21 protein-coding genes are annotated in these 20,415 nt (G+C 40.8%); all 21 read right to left on the reverse strand.

Going from position 1 to position 20,415, the window contains the following annotated elements; translation table 11 throughout:
- Positions 1–18: 18 nt before the first annotated feature.
- The 21 genes from atpD to LS684_RS19355 all read right to left on the reverse strand — a co-directional run bounded on the left by atpD (position 19) and on the right by LS684_RS19355 (position 20,370).
- Positions 19–1,440: a F0F1 ATP synthase subunit beta gene (gene atpD / locus LS684_RS19255; RefSeq protein WP_233811709.1), complete on the reverse strand. Its 1,422-nt coding sequence runs from the start codon at positions 1,438–1,440 to the stop codon at positions 19–21.
- Positions 1,441–1,509: 69 nt separating this feature from the next.
- The gene (locus LS684_RS19260; RefSeq protein WP_233808532.1) at positions 1,510–2,367 is read right to left on the reverse strand and encodes a F0F1 ATP synthase subunit gamma; all 858 of its coding nucleotides are present in this window, start codon (positions 2,365–2,367) and stop codon (positions 1,510–1,512) included.
- Between the two features lie 137 nt (positions 2,368–2,504).
- Complete coding sequence (atpA, locus tag LS684_RS19265; RefSeq protein WP_233808534.1) at positions 2,505–4,013, reverse strand: F0F1 ATP synthase subunit alpha; 1,509 nt, start codon at positions 4,011–4,013, stop codon at positions 2,505–2,507.
- Positions 4,014–4,037: 24 nt separating this feature from the next.
- Positions 4,038–4,574, reverse strand: a complete 537-nt coding sequence (locus LS684_RS19270) for a F0F1 ATP synthase subunit delta (protein WP_233808535.1) — start codon at positions 4,572–4,574, stop codon at positions 4,038–4,040.
- Complete coding sequence (locus LS684_RS19275) at positions 4,571–5,089, reverse strand: F0F1 ATP synthase subunit B (protein WP_233808537.1); 519 nt, start codon at positions 5,087–5,089, stop codon at positions 4,571–4,573. Before LS684_RS19275 ends, LS684_RS19270 begins: the two co-directional genes overlap by 4 nt.
- 189 nt (positions 5,090–5,278) lie before the next feature.
- A complete protein-coding gene (gene atpE, locus LS684_RS19280; protein WP_023613579.1) occupies positions 5,279–5,491 on the reverse strand; it encodes a F0F1 ATP synthase subunit C in 213 nt (70 codons plus the stop codon).
- A gap of 81 nt (positions 5,492–5,572) precedes the next feature.
- Positions 5,573–6,283, reverse strand: coding sequence for a F0F1 ATP synthase subunit A (atpB, locus tag LS684_RS19285; protein ID WP_233808539.1), 711 nt, complete (start codon positions 6,281–6,283; stop codon positions 5,573–5,575).
- A gap of 21 nt (positions 6,284–6,304) precedes the next feature.
- On the reverse strand, positions 6,305–6,679 hold the full coding sequence (locus LS684_RS19290) for an ATP synthase subunit I (RefSeq protein ID WP_233808540.1): 375 nt from the start codon (positions 6,677–6,679) through the stop codon (positions 6,305–6,307).
- Positions 6,680–6,685: 6 nt separating this feature from the next.
- Positions 6,686–6,907: an AtpZ/AtpI family protein gene (locus tag LS684_RS19295; RefSeq protein ID WP_233808543.1), complete on the reverse strand. Its 222-nt coding sequence runs from the start codon at positions 6,905–6,907 to the stop codon at positions 6,686–6,688.
- A 264-nt stretch (positions 6,908–7,171) separates the two neighbouring features.
- Positions 7,172–9,415 carry a S8 family serine peptidase gene (locus tag LS684_RS19300; RefSeq protein ID WP_233808544.1) on the reverse strand — a complete coding sequence of 748 codons (2,244 nt, stop codon included), beginning with the start codon at positions 9,413–9,415 and terminating at the stop codon, positions 7,172–7,174.
- 206 nt (positions 9,416–9,621) lie between these two features.
- Positions 9,622–10,770, reverse strand: a complete 1,149-nt coding sequence (wecB, locus tag LS684_RS19305) for a non-hydrolyzing UDP-N-acetylglucosamine 2-epimerase (RefSeq protein ID WP_233808545.1) — start codon at positions 10,768–10,770, stop codon at positions 9,622–9,624.
- An 18-nt stretch (positions 10,771–10,788) separates the two neighbouring features.
- Entirely contained in the window at positions 10,789–11,418 is a 630-nt protein-coding gene (gene upp, locus LS684_RS19310) for a uracil phosphoribosyltransferase (RefSeq protein ID WP_233808546.1), read from the reverse strand.
- A gap of 355 nt (positions 11,419–11,773) precedes the next feature.
- The gene (gene glyA / locus LS684_RS19315; protein WP_233808548.1) at positions 11,774–13,015 is read right to left on the reverse strand and encodes a serine hydroxymethyltransferase; all 1,242 of its coding nucleotides are present in this window, start codon (positions 13,013–13,015) and stop codon (positions 11,774–11,776) included.
- A gap of 149 nt (positions 13,016–13,164) precedes the next feature.
- A complete protein-coding gene (locus LS684_RS19320) occupies positions 13,165–14,637 on the reverse strand; it encodes a methyl-accepting chemotaxis protein (protein WP_233808557.1) in 1,473 nt (490 codons plus the stop codon).
- Between the two features lie 96 nt (positions 14,638–14,733).
- On the reverse strand, positions 14,734–15,747 hold the full coding sequence (locus LS684_RS19325) for an anti-sigma factor (protein WP_233808558.1): 1,014 nt from the start codon (positions 15,745–15,747) through the stop codon (positions 14,734–14,736).
- Positions 15,731–16,273 (reverse strand): sigma-70 family RNA polymerase sigma factor, encoded by a 543-nt coding sequence (locus LS684_RS19330; RefSeq protein ID WP_233808559.1) that lies wholly within the window; start codon positions 16,271–16,273, stop codon positions 15,731–15,733. The genes LS684_RS19325 and LS684_RS19330 overlap by 17 nt, the downstream gene beginning before the upstream one ends.
- Positions 16,274–16,426: 153 nt before the next feature.
- Positions 16,427–17,002 (reverse strand): TIGR01440 family protein, encoded by a 576-nt coding sequence (locus LS684_RS19335; protein WP_233808561.1) that lies wholly within the window; start codon positions 17,000–17,002, stop codon positions 16,427–16,429.
- 25 nt (positions 17,003–17,027) lie between these two features.
- The gene (gene rpiB, locus LS684_RS19340) at positions 17,028–17,468 is read right to left on the reverse strand and encodes a ribose 5-phosphate isomerase B (protein WP_233808566.1); all 441 of its coding nucleotides are present in this window, start codon (positions 17,466–17,468) and stop codon (positions 17,028–17,030) included.
- A gap of 170 nt (positions 17,469–17,638) precedes the next feature.
- Positions 17,639–18,934: a methyl-accepting chemotaxis protein gene (locus LS684_RS19345; protein ID WP_233808568.1), complete on the reverse strand. Its 1,296-nt coding sequence runs from the start codon at positions 18,932–18,934 to the stop codon at positions 17,639–17,641.
- A 21-nt stretch (positions 18,935–18,955) separates the two neighbouring features.
- Complete coding sequence (locus LS684_RS19350; protein WP_233808572.1) at positions 18,956–19,399, reverse strand: low molecular weight protein arginine phosphatase; 444 nt, start codon at positions 19,397–19,399, stop codon at positions 18,956–18,958.
- 416 nt (positions 19,400–19,815) lie between these two features.
- A complete protein-coding gene (locus LS684_RS19355; protein ID WP_233811710.1) occupies positions 19,816–20,370 on the reverse strand; it encodes a manganese efflux pump MntP in 555 nt (184 codons plus the stop codon).
- Positions 20,371–20,415: the final 45 nt, after the last annotated feature.

A 20,415-nucleotide genomic window follows, 5' to 3' on the forward strand; every position in this document is an offset into this window, starting at 1 on the left:
TACCCTCCTGGTCCGAAATTAGACTTCTACACCCATGCTTTTCGCACTTTCGATCACGTCTTCGATTTTACCTACAAGACGGAACGCATCTTCTGGAAGGTGATCATACTTACCTTCTAGAATTTCTTTGAAACCTTTTACAGTTTCTTTTACAGGTACGTATGAACCTGGCTGTCCAGTGAACTGTTCAGCAACGTGGAAGTTTTGTGATAAGAAGAACTGGATACGACGCGCACGGTGTACAACAAGCTTATCTTCTTCAGAAAGCTCATCCATACCTAGAATCGCGATGATATCTTGTAGCTCTTTATAGCGTTGTAAAGTTGATTGAACTTGACGAGCTATTGAGTAGTGCTCTTCGCCAACGATTTCAGGTGATAATGCACGAGAAGTCGAAGCTAGTGGATCTACCGCAGGATAGATACCCATCTCAGAAAGCTTACGCTCAAGGTTCGTTGTTGCATCTAAGTGAGCGAACGTTGTTGCAGGAGCCGGATCCGTATAGTCATCGGCAGGTACATAGATCGCTTGGATCGATGTAACAGAACCTACGTTAGTAGATGTGATACGCTCTTGTAATCTACCCATTTCAGTAGCAAGAGTTGGTTGGTAACCTACGGCAGAAGGCATACGACCTAATAACGCAGAAACCTCTGAACCTGCTTGCGTGAAACGGAAGATGTTATCCATGAAGAAAAGAACGTCTTGTCCTTGGTCATCACGGAAATATTCTGCCATTGTTAAACCAGTTAGAGCAACACGCATACGTGCTCCAGGTGGCTCGTTCATCTGACCGAATACCATCGCTGTTTTCTTGATAACGCCTGAATCCGTCATTTCATGATAAAGGTCGTTACCTTCACGAGTACGCTCTCCTACACCAGCGAATACAGAAATCCCGCCGTGCTCTTGAGCGATGTTATTGATTAATTCCTGGATTAAAACAGTTTTACCTACACCGGCACCACCGAATAGACCAATTTTTCCACCCTTGATGTAAGGAGCAAGAAGGTCTACTACTTTAATTCCAGTTTCAAGAATTTCAACTTCAGTAGAAAGCTGCTCAAATTTAGGAGCTTCTCTGTGAATAGAATCACGACGAGAACCAGCCTCGATTGCTGGATCTAAGTCGATCGTTTCACCTAGTACGTTAAATACACGACCAAGTGTTACGTCACCTACAGGAACAGAGATTGCAGCACCCGTATCCACTACTTCTACTCCACGAGTTAAACCGTCAGTAGAAGCCATTGCGATTGTACGAACTGTATCATCACCTAAATGAAGGGCAACTTCAAGGGTTAAGTTGATGTCAACTTCAGATTCGTTACGCGCTTGGTTAACGATTGTTAATGCATTATAGATCTCAGGAAGTTGTCCGCTTTCGAACTTTACGTCAACTACTGGACCCATAACTTGAAGAACGCGTCCTTTGTTCATCATTTTCCCTCCTAACGTTCTCTTAAGACAATAAACTGAAGGCTATCTGCCAACAATTTTACGAATTTTCTATTCTAACGCAGCAGCTCCACCAACGATCTCTGTGATCTCCTGAGTAATAGCTGCTTGTCGTGCACGGTTGTAACTTAAGCTCAGGCTATTAATTAATTCCTTCGCATTGTCAGTTGCATTCTTCATCGCTGTCATCCTTGAAGCATGCTCACTTGCCTTACTATCTAAAAGTGATCCGTAGATTAAGCTTTCAGCATATTGAGGAAGTAGTACTTCTAAGATATCTTCAGCGGATGGTTCAAACTCATAAGAAGTGAGCTTGCTTGAAGAAGAGATTTCCGTTAAAGGAAGTAGCTTCTTCTCTGTTACATCGGATTGAATCGCACTGACATAATGGTTGTAATACATGTATAGCTCATCGAATGTTCCATCTGAGAACATTCCGACTGTTTTGCTTGCAATGTCCTTAATGTCAACAAATGATGGTTGATCGGCTACGCCTACGATGTCGAGGACAACGTTCATACCGCGCTTCTTAAAGAATTCACGGCCCACTTTACCGATTGCAATAATTGCATACTCATCAGTTGATTTATGACGTTTTTGGATCGCTTGGTATACGTGACGCAAAATGTTACTGTTAAATGCTCCCGCTAATCCACGATCAGATGTGATGACTAGGTATCCAGTCTTCTTTACGGGGCGTGAAACTAACATTGGATGCGACGCATCTTTGCTACCTAATGCAATAGAAGCGGTTACTTCTTGAATTTTCTCCATGTAAGGAACGAAAGACTTTGCATTCATTTCTGCACGGTTTAATTTAGCAGCAGATACCATTTCCATTGCTTTTGTAATTTGACTCGTTTTCTTCGTTGAAGTAATACGAGATTTTATGTCGCGTAATGATGCCACAGGTTCTCACCACCCTTATTCAAAGTTTGTTCAGATCCAAGCAATAGTCCTTAAACATCCGAGGACCAAGTAGATTGGTCCTTAAACATCCGAGGACCAAGTAGATTGGTCCTTGATGTTCTAGTGGTCAGGATCTATTATTCAGAAACTGCGAATGTTTTCTTAAAGTCGTTAATCGCAGAAGCCATATCTTCGTCAGCTGGAAGCTCTTTCGTGTTAACGATATGGTCTAACAATTCTTTGCGGTTGTGGTCTAACCAAGTTAGGAACTCATTTTCAAAACGGCGGATATCTTCAACAGGGATATCATCCAAGAAGCCACGAGTTAGAGCATAAAGGATTGCTACTTGCTTCTCTACTTTTAATGGCTTGTTAAGATCCTGCTTAAGTACCTCAACTGTACGAGCACCACGGTTTAATTTTGCTTGTGTTGCTTTATCAAGATCAGAACCGAACTGAGCAAATGCTTCAAGTTCACGGTAAGATGCAAGGTCTAGACGTAGTGTACCAGATACCTTTTTCATCGCTTTAATTTGAGCGGATCCACCTACACGTGATACAGAAAGACCTGCGTTGATCGCTGGACGTACACCAGAGAAGAATAGGTCAGATTGTAAGAAGATTTGTCCATCGGTAATTGAAATAACGTTTGTTGGAATATAAGCTGATACGTCACCAGCTTGTGTTTCGATGAATGGTAATGCTGTAATTGAACCAGCACCCTTCGCATCACTTAGCTTCGCAGCACGCTCTAAAAGACGGCTGTGTAAGTAGAATACATCCCCTGGATATGCTTCACGACCTGGAGGACGACGAAGTAATAATGAAAGCTCACGATATGCAGCAGCTTGCTTTGTTAAGTCATCATAAACAACTAATACGTGCTTGCCGTTGTACATGAACTCTTCACCCATTGTAACTCCAGCATAAGGAGCTAAGAATAACAATGGAGCTGGTTGAGATGCAGATGCAGTTACAACGATTGTGTAATCTAATGCACCCATTTTACGTAGTGTTTCTACCGCATTACGTACAGTAGATTCTTTTTGTCCAATTGCAACATAGATACAAACCATATCTTGATCTTTTTGGTTCAAGATCGTATCGATTGCTACAGACGTTTTACCTGTTTGACGGTCACCGATGATTAACTCACGTTGACCACGCCCGATTGGTACAAGCGCGTCAATCGCTTTAATACCTGTTTGAAGTGGCTCGTGAACAGATTTACGATCCATAACACCAGGTGCTCCACTTTCAATTGGACGAGTTTTTGAAGTATTGATTGGCCCCATACCATCAACTGGTTGTCCTAGTGGGTTTACTACACGTCCGATTAACTCTTCCCCAACTGGAACCTCCATGATGCGTCCTGTACGACGAACTTCATCGCCTTCACGGATTTCCGTGTATGGTCCTAAAATGATGATACCAACGTTATTTTCTTCAAGGTTTTGCGCCATACCCATAACGCCGTTTGAAAATTCAACAAGTTCTCCAGCCATGACATTGTCGAGGCCATGAGCACGAGCGATACCGTCACCAATTTGGATAACCGTACCTACATCACTCACTTGAATTTCCGACTGATAGTTTTCGATTTGCTTTTTTATCAGCGCACTGATTTCTTCAGCATTGATGCTCATGAGTTTCACCCCTATCTACGAATCTTAGCTTAACAATTGACGTTCTAAGCGCTCAAGCTTCCCTTTAAGGCTTCCGTCGAAAATACGATTTCCGATGCGAATCTTAATCCCGCCAAGCAAATTAGAATCAACAATATTGTTTATACGAAGTGATTGCTTTCCAACTTTAGCTGCAAATGATTCAGATAATGCTTGACGCTCTGCATCTGTTAGCTCTCTAACAGTATAAACAGTTGCCTCAGCAATCCCTCTTTCGTCATTCGCTAGTTCAATGAAATGATCTACAACGTCAGACACATAGTCTTCACGATGACGATCAATTAGGATCATTAGTGTATTTAACACATACGTACTTGACGTTTTAAATGCATCTGTTAAAATTTCTTTCTTCTTCGCAATTGTAAGTTTTGGAGATTTCAACACTGCTTGTAAGTCCGTATGATTATTTACTACCTCTTTGACTACACGAAGTTCTTGTTCCATTTGGTCAAGAAGCTGTTGTTCTTTAGCGATTTGGAAAAGAGCTATCGCATAGCGTTTCGCTACTGTTGAGCCCATCATCGCTCTTCTCCTGCCTCATGAATGTATTCGTTAATGAGCTTTTCTTGGTCTTCAGCACTTAATTCCTTCTCAATCACTTTCGAAGCAATCAATACAGATAATGAAGCCACTTGCTCGCGAATAGCTGTGACAGCTTTCTCTTTTTGCTGCTCAATTTCAAGCTTAGCAGCTTCTTTCATACGCTCTGATTCAGCACGAGCCGCCGTGATGATTTCTTCACGTTGGATATCGCCTTGTTTCTTCGCGCTTTCAATTAAAGTAGACGCTTCATTACGCGCTTCTTTTAATAGGTTACGTTGCTCTTCTAGAAGCTGTTTTGCTTCTGCACGACTGTTTTCTGCTGCATTAATTTCGTTTGCAATATGCTCTTCACGTTCTTTCATGATGCCCATTAATGGACCCCATGCGAATTTTTTGAGCAATGCTAACAAGATTATGAACATAAATAATTGGAAAAGAATATCTCCTCCATTAAAGCCACTTGCTGCCCCTAATACTAAACCGCTTGTTAACACCCTCGATTCACTCCCTTCAAGAGTCGTTCACTTAGAAAAAAAGACGTATATTCACTAAATTTCTTTAAGATTGTTATCTTTAAGGCAATCTTTCGCTTTAGGCTAAAAGACACCGATGGTAAACATAAATCAATGGCGAAGGTTCATTGAATGATCTTCGCCATTTTTGAACGATTTGGTACCGTATGATTAACCGCCGATAACCATGAACGCGATTACTACTGCGATGATAGGAATCGCCTCTACTAATGCAACCCCGATGAACATAGTTGTTTGAAGCATACCGCGTGCTTCTGGTTGACGCGCGATTCCTTCTACTGTACGTGATACGATAAGACCGTTACCAATACCAGCACCTAGTGCTGCTAAACCGATTGCGATTGCTGCTGCTAAAAGACCCATTATAAAGTTCCTCCTTTAAATTGTATAAATAAAATAGATTTTTGTTGTTGTTTGTCCAAAAAAATTTGAACAGGGTATATATTAATGGTCATGACTCACTTTGTGTGCCAAATAAACCATTGTTAACATTGTGAAGATAAATGCTTGGATTGCACCGACAAAGATTGAGAATCCTTGCCATGCTAGCATCGGCACGATGGCTGCCAAGTGACCGCCAACACCTGTTGCTAGACCGCCTGCTAGTAACGCTAACAGGATTTCACCTGCATAGATGTTACCATATAGACGAAGACCAAGTGTTAATGTGTTTGCAAATTCTTCAATAATCTTAATTGGGAACATAAACCAAAACGGCTTGAAGAATTCCTTTCCATACTCACCCATCCCTTTAAGCTTGACGCCATAGTAATGTGAAAGTGCCACAACTAAGGTTGCTAAAGTTAAGGTTACGACAGGATCTGCTGTTGGTGATTTCCACCACAATTGATCATTTATGACAATTGAGAACGGAAGACCCAGCATGTTTGAAACGAAGATGTACATCATTAGCGTAATTCCAAGTACATGGAAACGCCCACCATCCTTCCAATCCATCGTACTGTTAATAATATTTTTAACAAAGTCCATTACCCACTCAAAAAAGTTTTGTAATCCAGTAGGCTTCATGGCTAATGTACGAGTTGAAAGCACGGCAATGATAAATACAACTGCACTAGCAATCGTAATCATTAAAATGTTTGCTAAGTTGAAATTCAATCCTAAAATATCAACTATAGGTGCTTCGTGATGCAATAGTATCACCTCTCTTCCCCGCTATTTACGTAATTGAAAAGATTGAATAAAATAATCTATCATAATGACAATATAGGATGTCATTAATCCCAAAACTACACTTACCAGGTGGAATTTGTCTGGGTATTCTGTCGCGATGAGGACCGCTAATGCAGCTATAGCCATGCGAGATACCATCCCTAAGGATCGAACCCTTTCACCTTTTTCTAAAGCTTCTCCAAACTGATTCGCCTTTCTAACCATTAGCCAGAGACTATATAAACTCAAGCTTGTACCAAGGATTAACCCTAAAAAGATAGATTGGTAAGATGTAAAGCCCCAACCTAGTACATAGATCGATAACAACGTGAATATGTATTTTCGTTGTCGAGTAAAACCCGCTGATAATTCTGACATTATAGGTTAATCTCCTGAAAAGTAGTGGTTTACCAGGCGTAGCATCGCATATACTCCTCCCGCTAATCCTATAAGCAAACCGATAATTAAAAAGAGTGGTTCAGTTCCGACGAACCCATCTAGCCATCTACCTAAAAAAAGGCCGACTAAAACGGATCCAACTAATTGAGATAGAATTGCGGACATCAATGCCATGGCCTGTAAAGGGTGGCGGTTTCGGTGTCGCATAATAACGCATCCTCTCTATAGAGAATGGTACGTGGGTTTGAGGTAACAACTTATTACATTGGCATCGTGCGGAAGTGGGAAAAATAACCGCACAATTCTATTTGAAAACCCTATCATTTTATACCCTTTGTAAGCATACAATAGCCAATTGCCTATGTCAATGCGTTTAGCGTGAAAAAGTTCACACGAATACCAACTAAAAATTCCCACGTTCACATGTTGCTCATTTTTCCAAAGAAATGATCGAAAAGAGAGCAATCATGCCTATTTTGCTCTCTTTTCTAAAACGGCTTCTCTAGGAACATTAATATATAGAAGCGTTTCGACCATATCCTCTCTTCCATGCTTTTTCGCAAATACCTTTGCTAGGTAGACCCCTGGTTTTGGAAGCTTGTCTTTCTCAATTTCTTGCTTCAACATCCCTTTATGCACCTGTCTCTTCCAATCTAAATAGGTCACAAATTGATAGTGATCTGGGTCAAACAAGGCGATTCCAAATTCGTCAGCTCCCCCTGGTAAATAAACTTCATAGCGATAGCTTCCATTTTGATCACCTGCCCCAAAACCAAAACCCATCACCCTTGGGTAGTCAGGTTCTTCAAGCACATATAAATACGGGATACGAATCGTTTGAACTCCTACATGAAGTTCAAGTGCACCATCATGTAGCTTCTTTTTAAAAAGGGTAGGGTCTACTGACATCGTCACATCAACCTTCTTCTTCGCTCCCGGTTTCAATGTAAAGGACATGGGTATGATCCAATTGATCCCTTTTTCTTTATTGGGAATGGTAAAGGAAAAGGTTTTTGTTGTTTCACTTACATTTTTCACTGTGACGACAGCACGATGTTCATGCTGACGGTCAATTCGGCGAAATTTCCCAAAGTGCAATGAACCTGGCATTACAAGAGCCTCCGTCTCTATCGCTTCTTCCATTTGAATTCTTCCTGCTCCCTGCTCATAAGCTCGATATAGATGGCCGCTCTCGTTCACCATTGGTTTAGCCGTATTCATTAGTGCCGCTTTCATTTCCTGAGGACCCCAATCTGGATGTGCTTGCTTTAGCAGGGCGCATGCTCCGGCAACATGGGGAGCCGCCATACTCGTTCCTTGTAACGGAAGGTAGCCCCCTGGGATGGTGCTATTGATCGCGACCCCCGGGGCAACCACATCAGGCTTAATCTCCCAAGTGGATGTTACAGGTCCTCTTGAACTAAAATCTGCTAACGTATCTTTTTCTTCTATTATATTTGTACGAAAGAGCTGTTTCCCTCGCTTGATCTTTTTCAAAAGCTGCTCCCCATCTTTTTTCGAAATCGTGGCAACAGGAATTAACACCTCCTCGTCTAAGTTCCCAATAAATCCACCATCGATATTATTATAGATGAGCACGGCTACAGCACCGGCTGAATGTGCATTTTTGGCTTTCTCTGCAAACACAATCTCTCCTCTTTCAACCAATACGATTTTTCCTTCGGCATTTTTTATTTCTTCTTGCTTTCCGATTCCCCCAAATACCAACTCGTAGCCTCTATCTAAGTCAAATGTATCAGATCCTTGCATAGGCTCAAGACGAATCTTTTCGTCTCCACTAATCAAATAGGGAATTTTCATAGGTGGAGTAGACGCTCCTACTGAAATTGCCTTTGATGCCGTCCCAGGTGAGCCCACCGTCCATACATTGGGTCCAGAGTTTCCCGATGAAGTCACAGCAGTAATCCCTTTCTCTACTGCTCTGTTTAATGCTTTTGATATCGGAAGATCCGGACCGTTAATATTATTTCCAAGGGAAAGATTGAGGATATCTACTTGATCCTTCATTGCTTGATCGATAGCAGCAATTACTTGTTCGGTTGTTCCTAATCCACCAGGTCCTAGCGCACGATAAGCGATTATCTTCGCTTCCGGAGCAACTCCTCTGATTTTTCCATTTGCTGCAATAATTCCAGCCACGTGCGTTCCGTGAAGAGTTCCCTGACCATGTGACCCCCGTGTTTCCATTGGGTCCTGATCTCCATCTACTAAATCATGGCCACCCCCATAGCTTCTTCTTAAGTCTGGGTGATGGTAATCGATTCCTGTATCGATTACCCCAACGGTCACTCCTTTTCCAGTTAACCGCTGGTTGGATTCATCAAACTTCCCTCTAACTGCATTTCCGCCAATGATATCAATGTTCTCATTTGAAGATACCCGGTATGTTTGTACATGTTCTACTGCCTCTATCATGTTCGTTTGTGCTAGTTTTTCAAGAGCGGCTATGCTCCCTTTTACCGAAAAACCGTTCAACGCTTCAGTAAAAATATGGCGCAGCACGAGTTGTGGATGCGCTTTTACCATTCTATGGATTTCTTGTTGGCTCTTTTTCTCCTCTAGCAATACAATCGCGACTCTCTCTTCTTGTGGAGAATCGATTGGAAGAGGTGGGTGATCCAGCTTTTGATTGGCTGTTGATGCTTGGACGGTAGTGAGCAGAATCATTAGCGCAAAAATGACCGTTCTCTTCATTTACATGATTCCCCTTACTTTTTTATAGATAGGGTTTTCCAAGGAACGGTTTCGTATGCATTTCGTAGAGGGTATGTTCGGAATTAAAAAAGCAAAATCACCCAATATCAAACTACTATGAAACTTGATTTGCCACTCCATTGTTACATCCAAAAAAGTGGCATGAAATAAAAAACCACTCAATCTGATTGAGTGGTTTAACAAAGTTACTGCGGATTATATTCTTCAGGACGATTGTTTGTGTGCTTAAAGTAAAAGCGGATGGCTTCGCCAATTCTACGAGATGCATTTCCGTCGCCGTAAGGGTTCACAGCTTTTGCCATTCGATCGTATGCAGATTGATCCGTTAGTAATTCTGTAGCTAGGCCATAGATTGTTTCTTCCTCAACTCCCGCAAGCTTTAGCGTACCTGCATCAATTCCCTCTGGACGTTCAGTAGTATCACGCAGCACTAGTACTGGTACTCCTAACGATGGCGCTTCTTCTTGAACTCCACCTGAATCAGTTAAAATCAGATGGGCTCGTGAAGCAAAGTTATGAAAATCAATTACATCTAGTGGCTCTATTAAATGGATGCGCGGGTCATCCCCTAAAATTTCTGATGCGATTTCGCGAACAACCGGGTTTAAGTGAACAGGATACACTACTTGAACATCCTTTTGCTCTTCGACCATGCGCTTTACCGCTCGAAACATATTTCGCATTGGTTCGCCAAGGTTTTCACGACGATGGGCAGTTAGAAGCACTAGACGATCGTTCCCTAGCTTATCAAGAACCTCATGGTGATATTCATCTTTAACGGTTGTTTTTAAAGCGTCGATCGCAGTATTTCCAGTTACGAAAATTTGCTCTTCATTTTTGTTTTCACGCACAAGGTTTTCAGCAGATTTGGAAGTTGGTGAGAAATGTAGATCGGCCATTACACCTGTTAATTGGCGATTCATTTCCTCTGGGTATGGTGAATATTTATTCCATGTTCTTAACCCAGCTTCCACATGACCTACAACAATTTGATTATAAAATGCAGCTAGGCTAGCGATAAAAGTCGTCGTTGTATCCCCATGAACAAGAACGATATCTGGCTTTACGTCCTTCATGATTCGATCTAAGCCTTCAAGACCTCTTGTTGTTACATCAACAAGTGTTTGGCGATCCTTCATAATATTTAAATCGTAGTCTGGTGTAATTTCGAAAATATTTAATACTTGATCAAGCATTTCACGATGCTGAGCCGTTACCGTTACAATCGACTCAAACTGTTCTGGGTGTTTTTTTAATTCAAGAACAAGCGGCGCCATCTTAATCGCTTCAGGTCTTGTTCCAAAAATCGTCATTACCTTAATCGGTTTATTCATATCAAACACCTGCTTTCTTTATTTCGTCCCAAACAAGCGGTCTCCAGCGTCTCCAAGACCTGGTACGATATAACCTTTTTCGTTTAACTTTTCATCTAGGGCCGCAATATAGATGTCTACGTCTGGATGGGCTTCTTTAACCGCTTCAACGCCTTCTGGTGCTGCGATTAAACACATAAATTTAATGTTTTTTGCGCCGCGTTTTTTTAGAGAGTTGATGGCTTCTACTGCTGAACCACCAGTTGCAAGCATCGGATCGACGACGATGAAATCTCTTTCTTCTACATCACTTGGAAGCTTCGCATAATATTCAACAGGCATTAATGTTTCTGGGTCACGGTATAATCCGATATGTCCCACCTTAGCAGCCGGAATTAACTTAAGGATGCCGTCTACCATTCCAATTCCGGCACGTAGAATCGGGATGATCCCTAGCTTCTTCCCTGATAATACCTTTGACTTTGTTTTACTAACCGGCGTGTCAATTTCGATTTCCTCAAGAGGCATATCGCGAGTGATTTCAAATGCCATAAGCGTAGCTACTTCATCTACTAACTCGCGGAATTCCTTCGTTCCTGTTTCTTTTTCACGGATATATGTTAGCTTATGCTGAATGAGTGGGTGATCAAACACGTATACTTTTGCCACAACGATCTCTCCTTTTCTAATTGGCTATTCTATGTACTTCTAAACTCACTTCGTCTAATTTTACAGAAAAAAAAATGCTAGGGCAACTATGTTTATAAATTGTAAAGGAAAAGTCAAACAACTAGAAATGCAAGCTGAAGTAAAACGGTCATCATAAAGCCGATGAAGACCAAAAATAGAACAAAACTAGCGTAAAAAGGTCATCATAAAGCCGATGAAGACCAAAAGTAGAAGAAAACTAGCGTAACAAGGTCATCATAGAGCGGATCCCTAAAAAGGATGTCGCAGGATTTCTAGGTGCATGGAGTTCTCCTTATACAAAAAGCGACCTCCATTAAGAAGGCCGCTCTCAACATTATCTCTCAGGATATAAAGTGAATTTACTTGTTAATTCTACAACGCGCTTTTCAGCTTCTGCTAGCTTCGCTTCATCTTCATGGTTTTTCAACGTGAACGCAATAATTGACGCGATTTCATCCATTTCTTCCAAACCAAATCCACGAGAAGTTACCGCAGCGGTACCGATACGGATTCCACTTGTTACAAATGGACTTTCTGGATCGAAAGGAATCGTGTTTTTATTTACCGTAATCCCCACTTCATCAAGTACCTTCTCTGCCACTTTTCCTGTCAGGCTTAATGAGCGCAGGTCAACTAATAGAAGGTGATTGTCTGTACCGCCTGAAACAAGGCTGATTCCCTCTTTTTCTAGCCCTTCTGCTAAACGCTTTGCATTGGCAATAATGTTTGCCGCATAATCTTTAAAGCTATCTTGCAGAGCCTCACCAAAAGCAACTGCTTTTGCAGCGATGACGTGCATTAATGGACCACCTTGAATTCCAGGGAAAATCGATTTATCAATTTTCTTCGCAAATTCTTCCTTACAAAGGATCATTCCACCACGTGGACCGCGAAGTGTTTTGTGAGTAGTTGTTGTAACAAAATCTGCATAAGGAACTGGGTTTGGATGAAGACCCGCTGCAACTAAACCAGCGATATGAGCCATATCGACCATTAAGTAAGCGCCCACTTCATCTGCAATTTCACGGAAGCGTTTAAAGTCAATTTCACGAGGGTACGCACTAGCACCAGCTACGATTAGCTTCGGCTTATGCTGACGAGCCTTTTCTAGCACATCATCATAGTTAATACGATGTGCTTCTGCATCCACACCATACTCGACGAAATTGTATTGGATTCCACTGAAGTTGACCGGGCTGCCATGTGTGAGATGGCCACCATGGGAAAGGTTCATTCCTAGCACAGTGTCGCCTTGCTCAAGAATGGTAAAGTATACAGCCATGTTTGCTTGAGCACCAGAATGCGGTTGTACATTGGCGTGTTCTGCGCCAAAGATTTCCTTCGCACGGTCACGAGCGATATTTTCGGCTACATCTACATGCTCACAGCCACCATAATAACGTCTGCCTGGATAGCCTTCCGCATATTTATTCGTTAGGACAGACCCTTGCGCTTCCATAACCGCTTCACTTACAAAGTTTTCAGATGCAATTAATTCAATTTTCGTCCGTTGACGTTCAAGCTCATTTTGAATTGATTGAAAAAGTTGTTCATCCTGCTGTGCTAAGTGCTTCATTGTAATCCTCCCTTTGCTCTATTAAAAATATGTAAATCTTCTCTGAAAATTCTTTTATATTTTATCATGTTTCGATTTTAAAAAGAAGCGAATCTATATTCGAAAAACAAGCACTACCTCCTCTAATCTAGAAAGTAATGCTTGTTCTCTTAGAATTTTTCTTTTAATTGAGTAGCGCTTGAAGTTGTCACTTTCATATAATCTGCAATTTTCAGACTATCCTGACTTAACGATTCAATCGTTGCATTCATTTCTTCGATGCTCGCTGTTGCTTGTTCAATAATAGCTGCAAATTCAATAGTTGACTTTTCTACCTCAGAGGATTGTGTTGTTACATCCTGAGCCAAAGCTTCAAAACTATGAAAGTTGTCGGCCAGCTTATTAATAGATGTATATAACTCTTCAAAGTAGGAAGACACCTTCGTCGTTGATTGCACACTTGTCGTTATTTTTTCGCTGCTTTTTTCGATTTGCTCGAGAGCCGCTGAATTACTTTTGTTTACTTCTTCTAGGTTTTCTGTGATTTTTACCGTTGTTGAGTTTGTTAGCTCAGCTAGTTTTCGGATTTCTTCTGCCACAACAGAAAATCCCTTCCCTGCTTCACCTGCTCGTGCAGCCTCAATTGATGCATTCAGAGCTAGTAGGTTCGTTTGCTCAGTTATCTCCTTTATGCTTTGGGTAAACCCAGTTGTTTCTTCTATTTTCTTAGTTAAAATCGTAAAGGTATTATTTAATTGGTGTATTACCGTTTGAAAATCCTGCATTTCTTTAGATAGGCTTTTCACCTGATCTTTTCCATTTTGCGCTGTCTGACTTGCTTCATTTGAGCTGTCATTTAATTCTTTAGACACTCTGCTCATTTCTTCCATCATTCTCATGGTAAGCTTTGCATTTTCAGCAATATCTCCAATTTGCTCACTTTGCTTAGAGGCACCCGCACTTACTTCGTGTAGTGCTACTTTCATTTCCTCTTGAGACCCTGCGTTTCTCTGGATTTGATCGTTCACATTGGTTATATTATCAATAATCGAATCTAGACCACTTTCTAGCAGATTCGTTTGCTTTTCTTTGTTCATTGAATCTACTTCTGCCTTGGAAAGGAATTCTTCTAGCTTCTTATATTGCTGCATGTTAAGGCGAATCAACACAAATAACATTACACCCATTAATAGATATACTAAGAAGACGCTAACCAGGCTCTCTGTAAAAATGGTTCCCAGGTCTCCAGGAAATCGGTTGGTTAATAATAAACCAATAATCCCCATAAAAAAGCCGATAGAAAATTTAAGAATGTTTAAATGGATCGCTGAAAAAACTAATAGGAAAAATAATATGACTACGGAAGAAATACTTGCATCAAATAATGCTATGTTCAAAGCCATAGCAATATATGCAATTAGAATAGCAATGTAGCTAAATAGCTCAGGCTTTTTTATCACTTTCTCTGTCATCACAAACGTTAAGACAAATACCAGAATCTCTATTCCGAAAAAAAGAGCATTATCGGTTGAGTTGGACATTATGGTATAGGTAAATCCTGCTACCATTGAGATTAAGTAAGTAATAAAGAGCAACTTATTTTTTTTCGAAATATCTGATAGCCTTAGTTCTTCTATTGACATCCTACTGCTCACTCCTTAGGTGTATAATCTACCATATATTTTACCATAAGAGTGTAGTGGAAATGGTATAAATTTCATAAAGAAAGGGCTTCAACTTCACCCCTTCTCCCAGTTCCAATACCGCAGCTCTCCCAGCTGAACCCCTCGAATTTCTTTCTCATTCTTCAGCTTCAGTAGCTCTTTCACTGGACCCGTTACAACCGCACCGTACACTTGAAAGTCATTCTGCTTCAAATAGTTATAGCGCTCTTCAAGGTGTGTTAACCCTAGGAAATTCTCATAATAGCTTTTGGATTCTTCCTCTAATAGATCGTTCATTTCGGTCAGCATCATTTCTTTATTCGCATTAATGTTATCTTTAGAAAGGCTCATCTTCCCTTCTGACATATAGTCGTCACTCATTTCCCTACCTCCCGTAAACCCTAAAGAATCCACTTGAATTGCGAGTTGATCTCCAGTCCCACTAGAAGAATAGCTTGTTTCAAACGCCTTCAGTTCTCCTGCATATAAAGGCATCCAGAGAACGTCCAAATCATAGGGCTCTAGCAAATCAAATAATTCCTTCGGTTTCATGAAATGGGTAGTAGAAAATGCGAAATCAGCTACCGTTCCTTCATGTACTTTCTCTAAAGTCGGCCAGGCATCAACATCATCCTCTGCTGCCAGCATTCCACTACCATCTACTTTTTCCGGGAGATAAAAGGAGAATGGGGATTCCATCTGAGGTTGTTGATCTAGCAAAAGCTCATTACTCGAAAAAGGGGTAAAAAGTCTTTTGGAGAGACGCACTTCCCCAACTGGAACAGCTTCTTTCCCTATCCGCTGAAAAACAGGATAGGAGATTTTCTGTGTTAAAAAAGGAGTTATTTCACTTTGGAGTGTTGAACCAAAATTTTCTTCTATATTCGGACGCTTCCACTCGAGAGCAAGCTTGCTATAAAATGCGTGCTTCCGGTCCAAATGCAGGGATTCATAAGCAATTGAAACACCCATCATGTATACCCAGAATAAGAACAGGCATGCAAAAAGGACGCGGATAATTCGCAATGTTAAGGTAAACCGATATTTCACTAAAATCCGTTTCTCTTTATCTTTAGTCCATTCCATCATTTGTCATCCATCCTTTCTTCTCTGCGATTTCCGATAATCTTTTCCGCGCTCGATGCAGCGTCACTTTTACTCCACTCTCTGAAAGATCTAAAGCCTGTGCTAAGTCTTTATAGCTAAACTCCTCATACTCTCTTAAATATAAAATTGTTCGATATTGCTCCGGTAGGAAATGTAATAGTGCGATTAGATCCTCGGTTACTTCCGCATGAACAGCTTCCTCCTCAGGTAAACCATAAGGACTGATCATCTCCTTTGGAGAAAATAAAGAATCAGCAAACGGAACCCACTGGCGTTTTTGTCGTTTTCTCCATTCATCCAAATAAGCGTTTCTTGCTACTTTGAAAAGCCATGCCCGTGCATCCTCTAGCTGATAAAAAGAGAGAGAAACCGTTGCCCGGTAAAAGGTTTCTTGTGTAAGATCTTCGGCAAGCTCACCTGAGCCGGATAGCTTATATAAATAATAGTAGAGAGGTTTTGCGTAATGACGATAGAGGTCATCTAGCTTATCTTTCCGTCTCTTATCCAACCGTTCCCCCCCTTTTTTTTCACATCTAAAGATTTTTTCTACGTTATACAAAAGGGGAATTTCTCCGACCTCACTAATGTAAACGATTGAGTTTAAGAAATGTTACACTAAAATAAAGAGGCGATTCCTCATAATTGAGGAACCGCCCTTTTTTTAGCTACAAGATTCTGTTTCCGGCTTCCGCTCGTAAATGGCTCGACCTCCACCGATTAACTTCGGTCTAGTCTTTGCCATCGTGACATGGGCATTACCTATCTGCTGAATGGACGCCCGAATTGGAACCGCTACATGCTTTAAGTGCATTCCAATCAACGTATCGCCGATATCTATCCCCGCATCCGCTTTCACGCGCTCAACGACAACAGGGTCATAGAACTGTTCAAATGCATAGGTTGCCATCGCTCCCCCTGCCGTACGCGCCGGGATCACGGACACTTCTTCCCAATTTCGTGACTCAGCAGTTTCTCTTTCTACTACCAAAGCCCGGTTTAGGTGTTCACAGCATTGAAAAGCTAGCGTAACACCCACCTCTTGACTAAAATGGGTAAGCTTTTTATAGATCATTTCAGCTACTTCTGTTGTGCCTGCCGTCCCAATCTTTTGTCCAATTACTTCACTTGTACTACAACCAATTACGAATACATGCTTACCATTCAGCTCAGTTTGGCTTTTCAAATCCGTTAAAATGATTTCAAGCTGTTGTTCCCATTCTTGCAGTTCATTTGTCATAAAAGCCCATCCTTTCCGGAAGCTTCTACTTGTTTTCGTAGCTTTTAATTTTCCCTACACGGTTTTCGTGGCGGCCACCTTCATATTCAGTAGTTAACCATGTTTTTGCGATTTCACGTGCTAATCCCGCACCAATAACTCGTTCTCCCATCGCAAGCATATTGCTATCGTTGTGCTCTCGAGTTGCTTTCGCACTAAAAACGTCATGAACAAGCGCACAACGAATCCCTTTTACTTTATTCGCAGCAATACTCATTCCAATACCCGTACCGCAAATCAAAATACCTTTATCAAATTCACCAGCTGCAACTTTCTCAGCTACTGGTAAGGCATAATCCGGATAATCGACAGATGTTCCACATTCACAGCCAAAGTCCTCGAATTGGATGCCCATTTCCTCCATGAGCTGCTTTATTTCCTCACGAATATTTACGCCACCGTGATCAGATGCGATCGCTACTTTCATTTATGTATCCTCCATTCAAGCTTAGAATTGATTGTCGGTTTGATCCCATTCTTGCTTATTATTTTGACACAATCGATAAAAAATAGGAAGTAACGAGCAAGGAAATCACAAAATGTCATGATTTTGACGAAAAGAAAAAGGCTAATGTTTTCATCAGCCCTCATCGGTTATTATAGCTTAAATCTTGTAATCGTATTCTTTAGGCTTTCTGCCTGCGTTTTTAACTCCATCGCCAGATTCTCTACATTGTTTATTACACTTGCCTGCTGCTCCGTTGCAGTCGTGACTTCTTGCGCACCTGCAGACGTTTCTTCAGCGATAGCTGCTACTTCTTGTGATTGAGTCGCTGTGTGGTGAATGCTTTCCATTTGGCGATCAACTAACCCTGTAATAGCGGAAACGGCCTCTGCCATTTCGTTTACTGTCTTGGTCATTTCTTCAATAACGACATTTGTTTGAGTCCCTTTTTCCGCTCCACTATTTGCCGTTTCTACTTGTTTCGTAATTTGTTCTACCACATTTTGAACTTCAGATTGAATGTTCTTAATGAGGTCTGAAATTCCTTGAACTGCCTTCGCACTTTCATCTGCTAGGATACGAACTTCTTCAGCCACAACCGCAAAACCTTTACCATGTTCTCCAGCACGAGCCGCTTCAATTGAAGCATTCAATGCTAGTAAATTGGTTTGGGCTGCAATATCCCCAACAAGCTGTATAATCTGTTCAACTTGAGCGGCATTTTCCTCTAAGCGCTTAACCGTTTGTAATGATTGTTTATTATCTTGAGCGAGACGTTCAATTCCTGATACAAGAGAATGAATAACCTCTTTGGATTCCTTTAAGTCTTTCACCATTTCACTAGAGATATCTTTAGAAGATTTTGCTTTATCCTGAACTTCCTCAGCTATACGAATCACATCTTCAACAGATTCTGCTGTTGATTGAATTGAAACTGCTGAATTATCTGCTCCTAGAGCAATTTCACCAATGGTTCTAGCAATTGCTTCAGCCTGATCAGCGGCAGTGGAAGATTCTTGTGAGATAAAAATTACTTTTTCATTTGTTTCTCGGAAGTTTTCATCAATTTTCTGTACCATTTCTCTTAAATTGAAGAGCATATGATTAAAGGCAATTCCAAGCGAGCGGATCTCATCATCTGACTTCGAAAGCTGTACATCTTCCCCAATGTTCCCATGAGCAGCTTTAAGAGCAACTCGTTCAAGCTTCTGAAGCGGAGTAATGATAAAACCAGCTGCGAAGAACGCTAATACACCTGACCAAAAAATCCCTAAACATAACGTGATTACTGTAAATAGTCCTTCATTGATTGAAATGGAATCTTGAATCATTGGGTATAAAAAATAAATAAAGAACGCACTTGTTGAATAGGTTATAATTGCTAGTGTTGTGATGAATAAAACGAGCTTTTTCCTCAGGCCAAACTTAAAGTGTTTTTTTTCCTCCATCTGTTTCTTCCTCCTGAACGTTTAATCTTCTCTTAATTTATCTAGCAATTGGTTGATGGTAGATTCAAGTTCTCTATATGTATCTCGATAAACGTCTACCGAACGACCAAATGGGTCCATAATATCTGTCGTTTGATTATTCTCTGCAAACTCTTTTATCGTAAAAACTTTCTCTCTTGCATAAGGAAACATACTGATAACTGCTGATTTATGGCTTCCTGTCATCGTAAAAATATAGGTTGCCCAATCAACTAATGCTGGTGAGAGCACGGAAGATTGATGGTCATGCATAAGATCATTTTCATCCAGGACCTTTTTCGTGTTTTCAGAGGCTTGGCTCCCATCCATGGCATAAACACCCGCTGATCTCACTTTCATTCCTGGGATCTGCTTACTCTTTAAAATGGCTTCTGCCATTGGGCTACGACAAGTATTACCCGTGCAAACAAACAGAATATGGGTCATAGAAGAATGCCTCCTTTAACTATATTATATGACAATTTTACCTGTTTCCATAGACTTATAAAAAAGTTTTTTATATTTCAATAGTTTAAACTATATTAAGACTTTTATGAACCAAGTCGAAATAAAAATTGAGCTCGGTCCTTTATGCCTAAGATCCTTCAAACTTCTATTATTTGGTTCTCGCTTCCCTCTTAGGATTAATATTCCACACTTACTTCTATTCTAATGGGTACTATCCAAACCAAACTGAAAAGAGGCCGGAATTCCCTTGTCCGTACCTCTTTTATTTAAGTAATTTCGTTTCCATTATTGCTTTTGTAGCATGGGAAGTTTCCCTCTCCAAACGGCTAGCATTCGTATGAAGAAGGGAAATTTACTTGGTATATACCTACAATCTTTTAGAAAATAACCTTTTTTTATAAAGGAAGCAATAGCTTGATCCCGAAGGCTAGCAGAATACCCCCTCCAAGTGCTTCGCTATAGACGCCAATCCAGCCTTGTACTTTTCGTCCAACAACTAATCCAATCCATGTAAGAACAGTTGCAATTATCCCAAAGCTGGTTAAGACTAATATGGTTTTTGCTCCATATATTCCTAATGTTAAACCCACTGAAAAGCTATCTAAACTAACACTCAAGGCAAACACAAAAAGACCAATGCCTACAGGGGTTATAAATGTATTTTCTTCATCTTTCATACTCGTTACAATCATTTGGATTCCTAAAACTAATAATAGGCCCCCTCCAATATAGGCAGCAATTTCGCCAAATTTCTCTGAGAGGAAACGTCCTGCGACCATACCGAGTAATGGCATCCACACATGAAATAAGCCGATTGTAATGCCTATTTTAAAGATTTGTCTTAGGCGAAGCTTAAACATCCCCATACCCAAGCCAACTGAAAAGGCATCCATTCCAAGTGCAAATGCCATAATCAACAGTGTTATAAATTCTCCGAGCATTGCAGTCATGATTCTTCTCCCCTTTGGACTTGCTATTTCAGCATATGCACGTCC

It is taken from the genome of Cytobacillus spongiae (assembly GCF_021390075.1).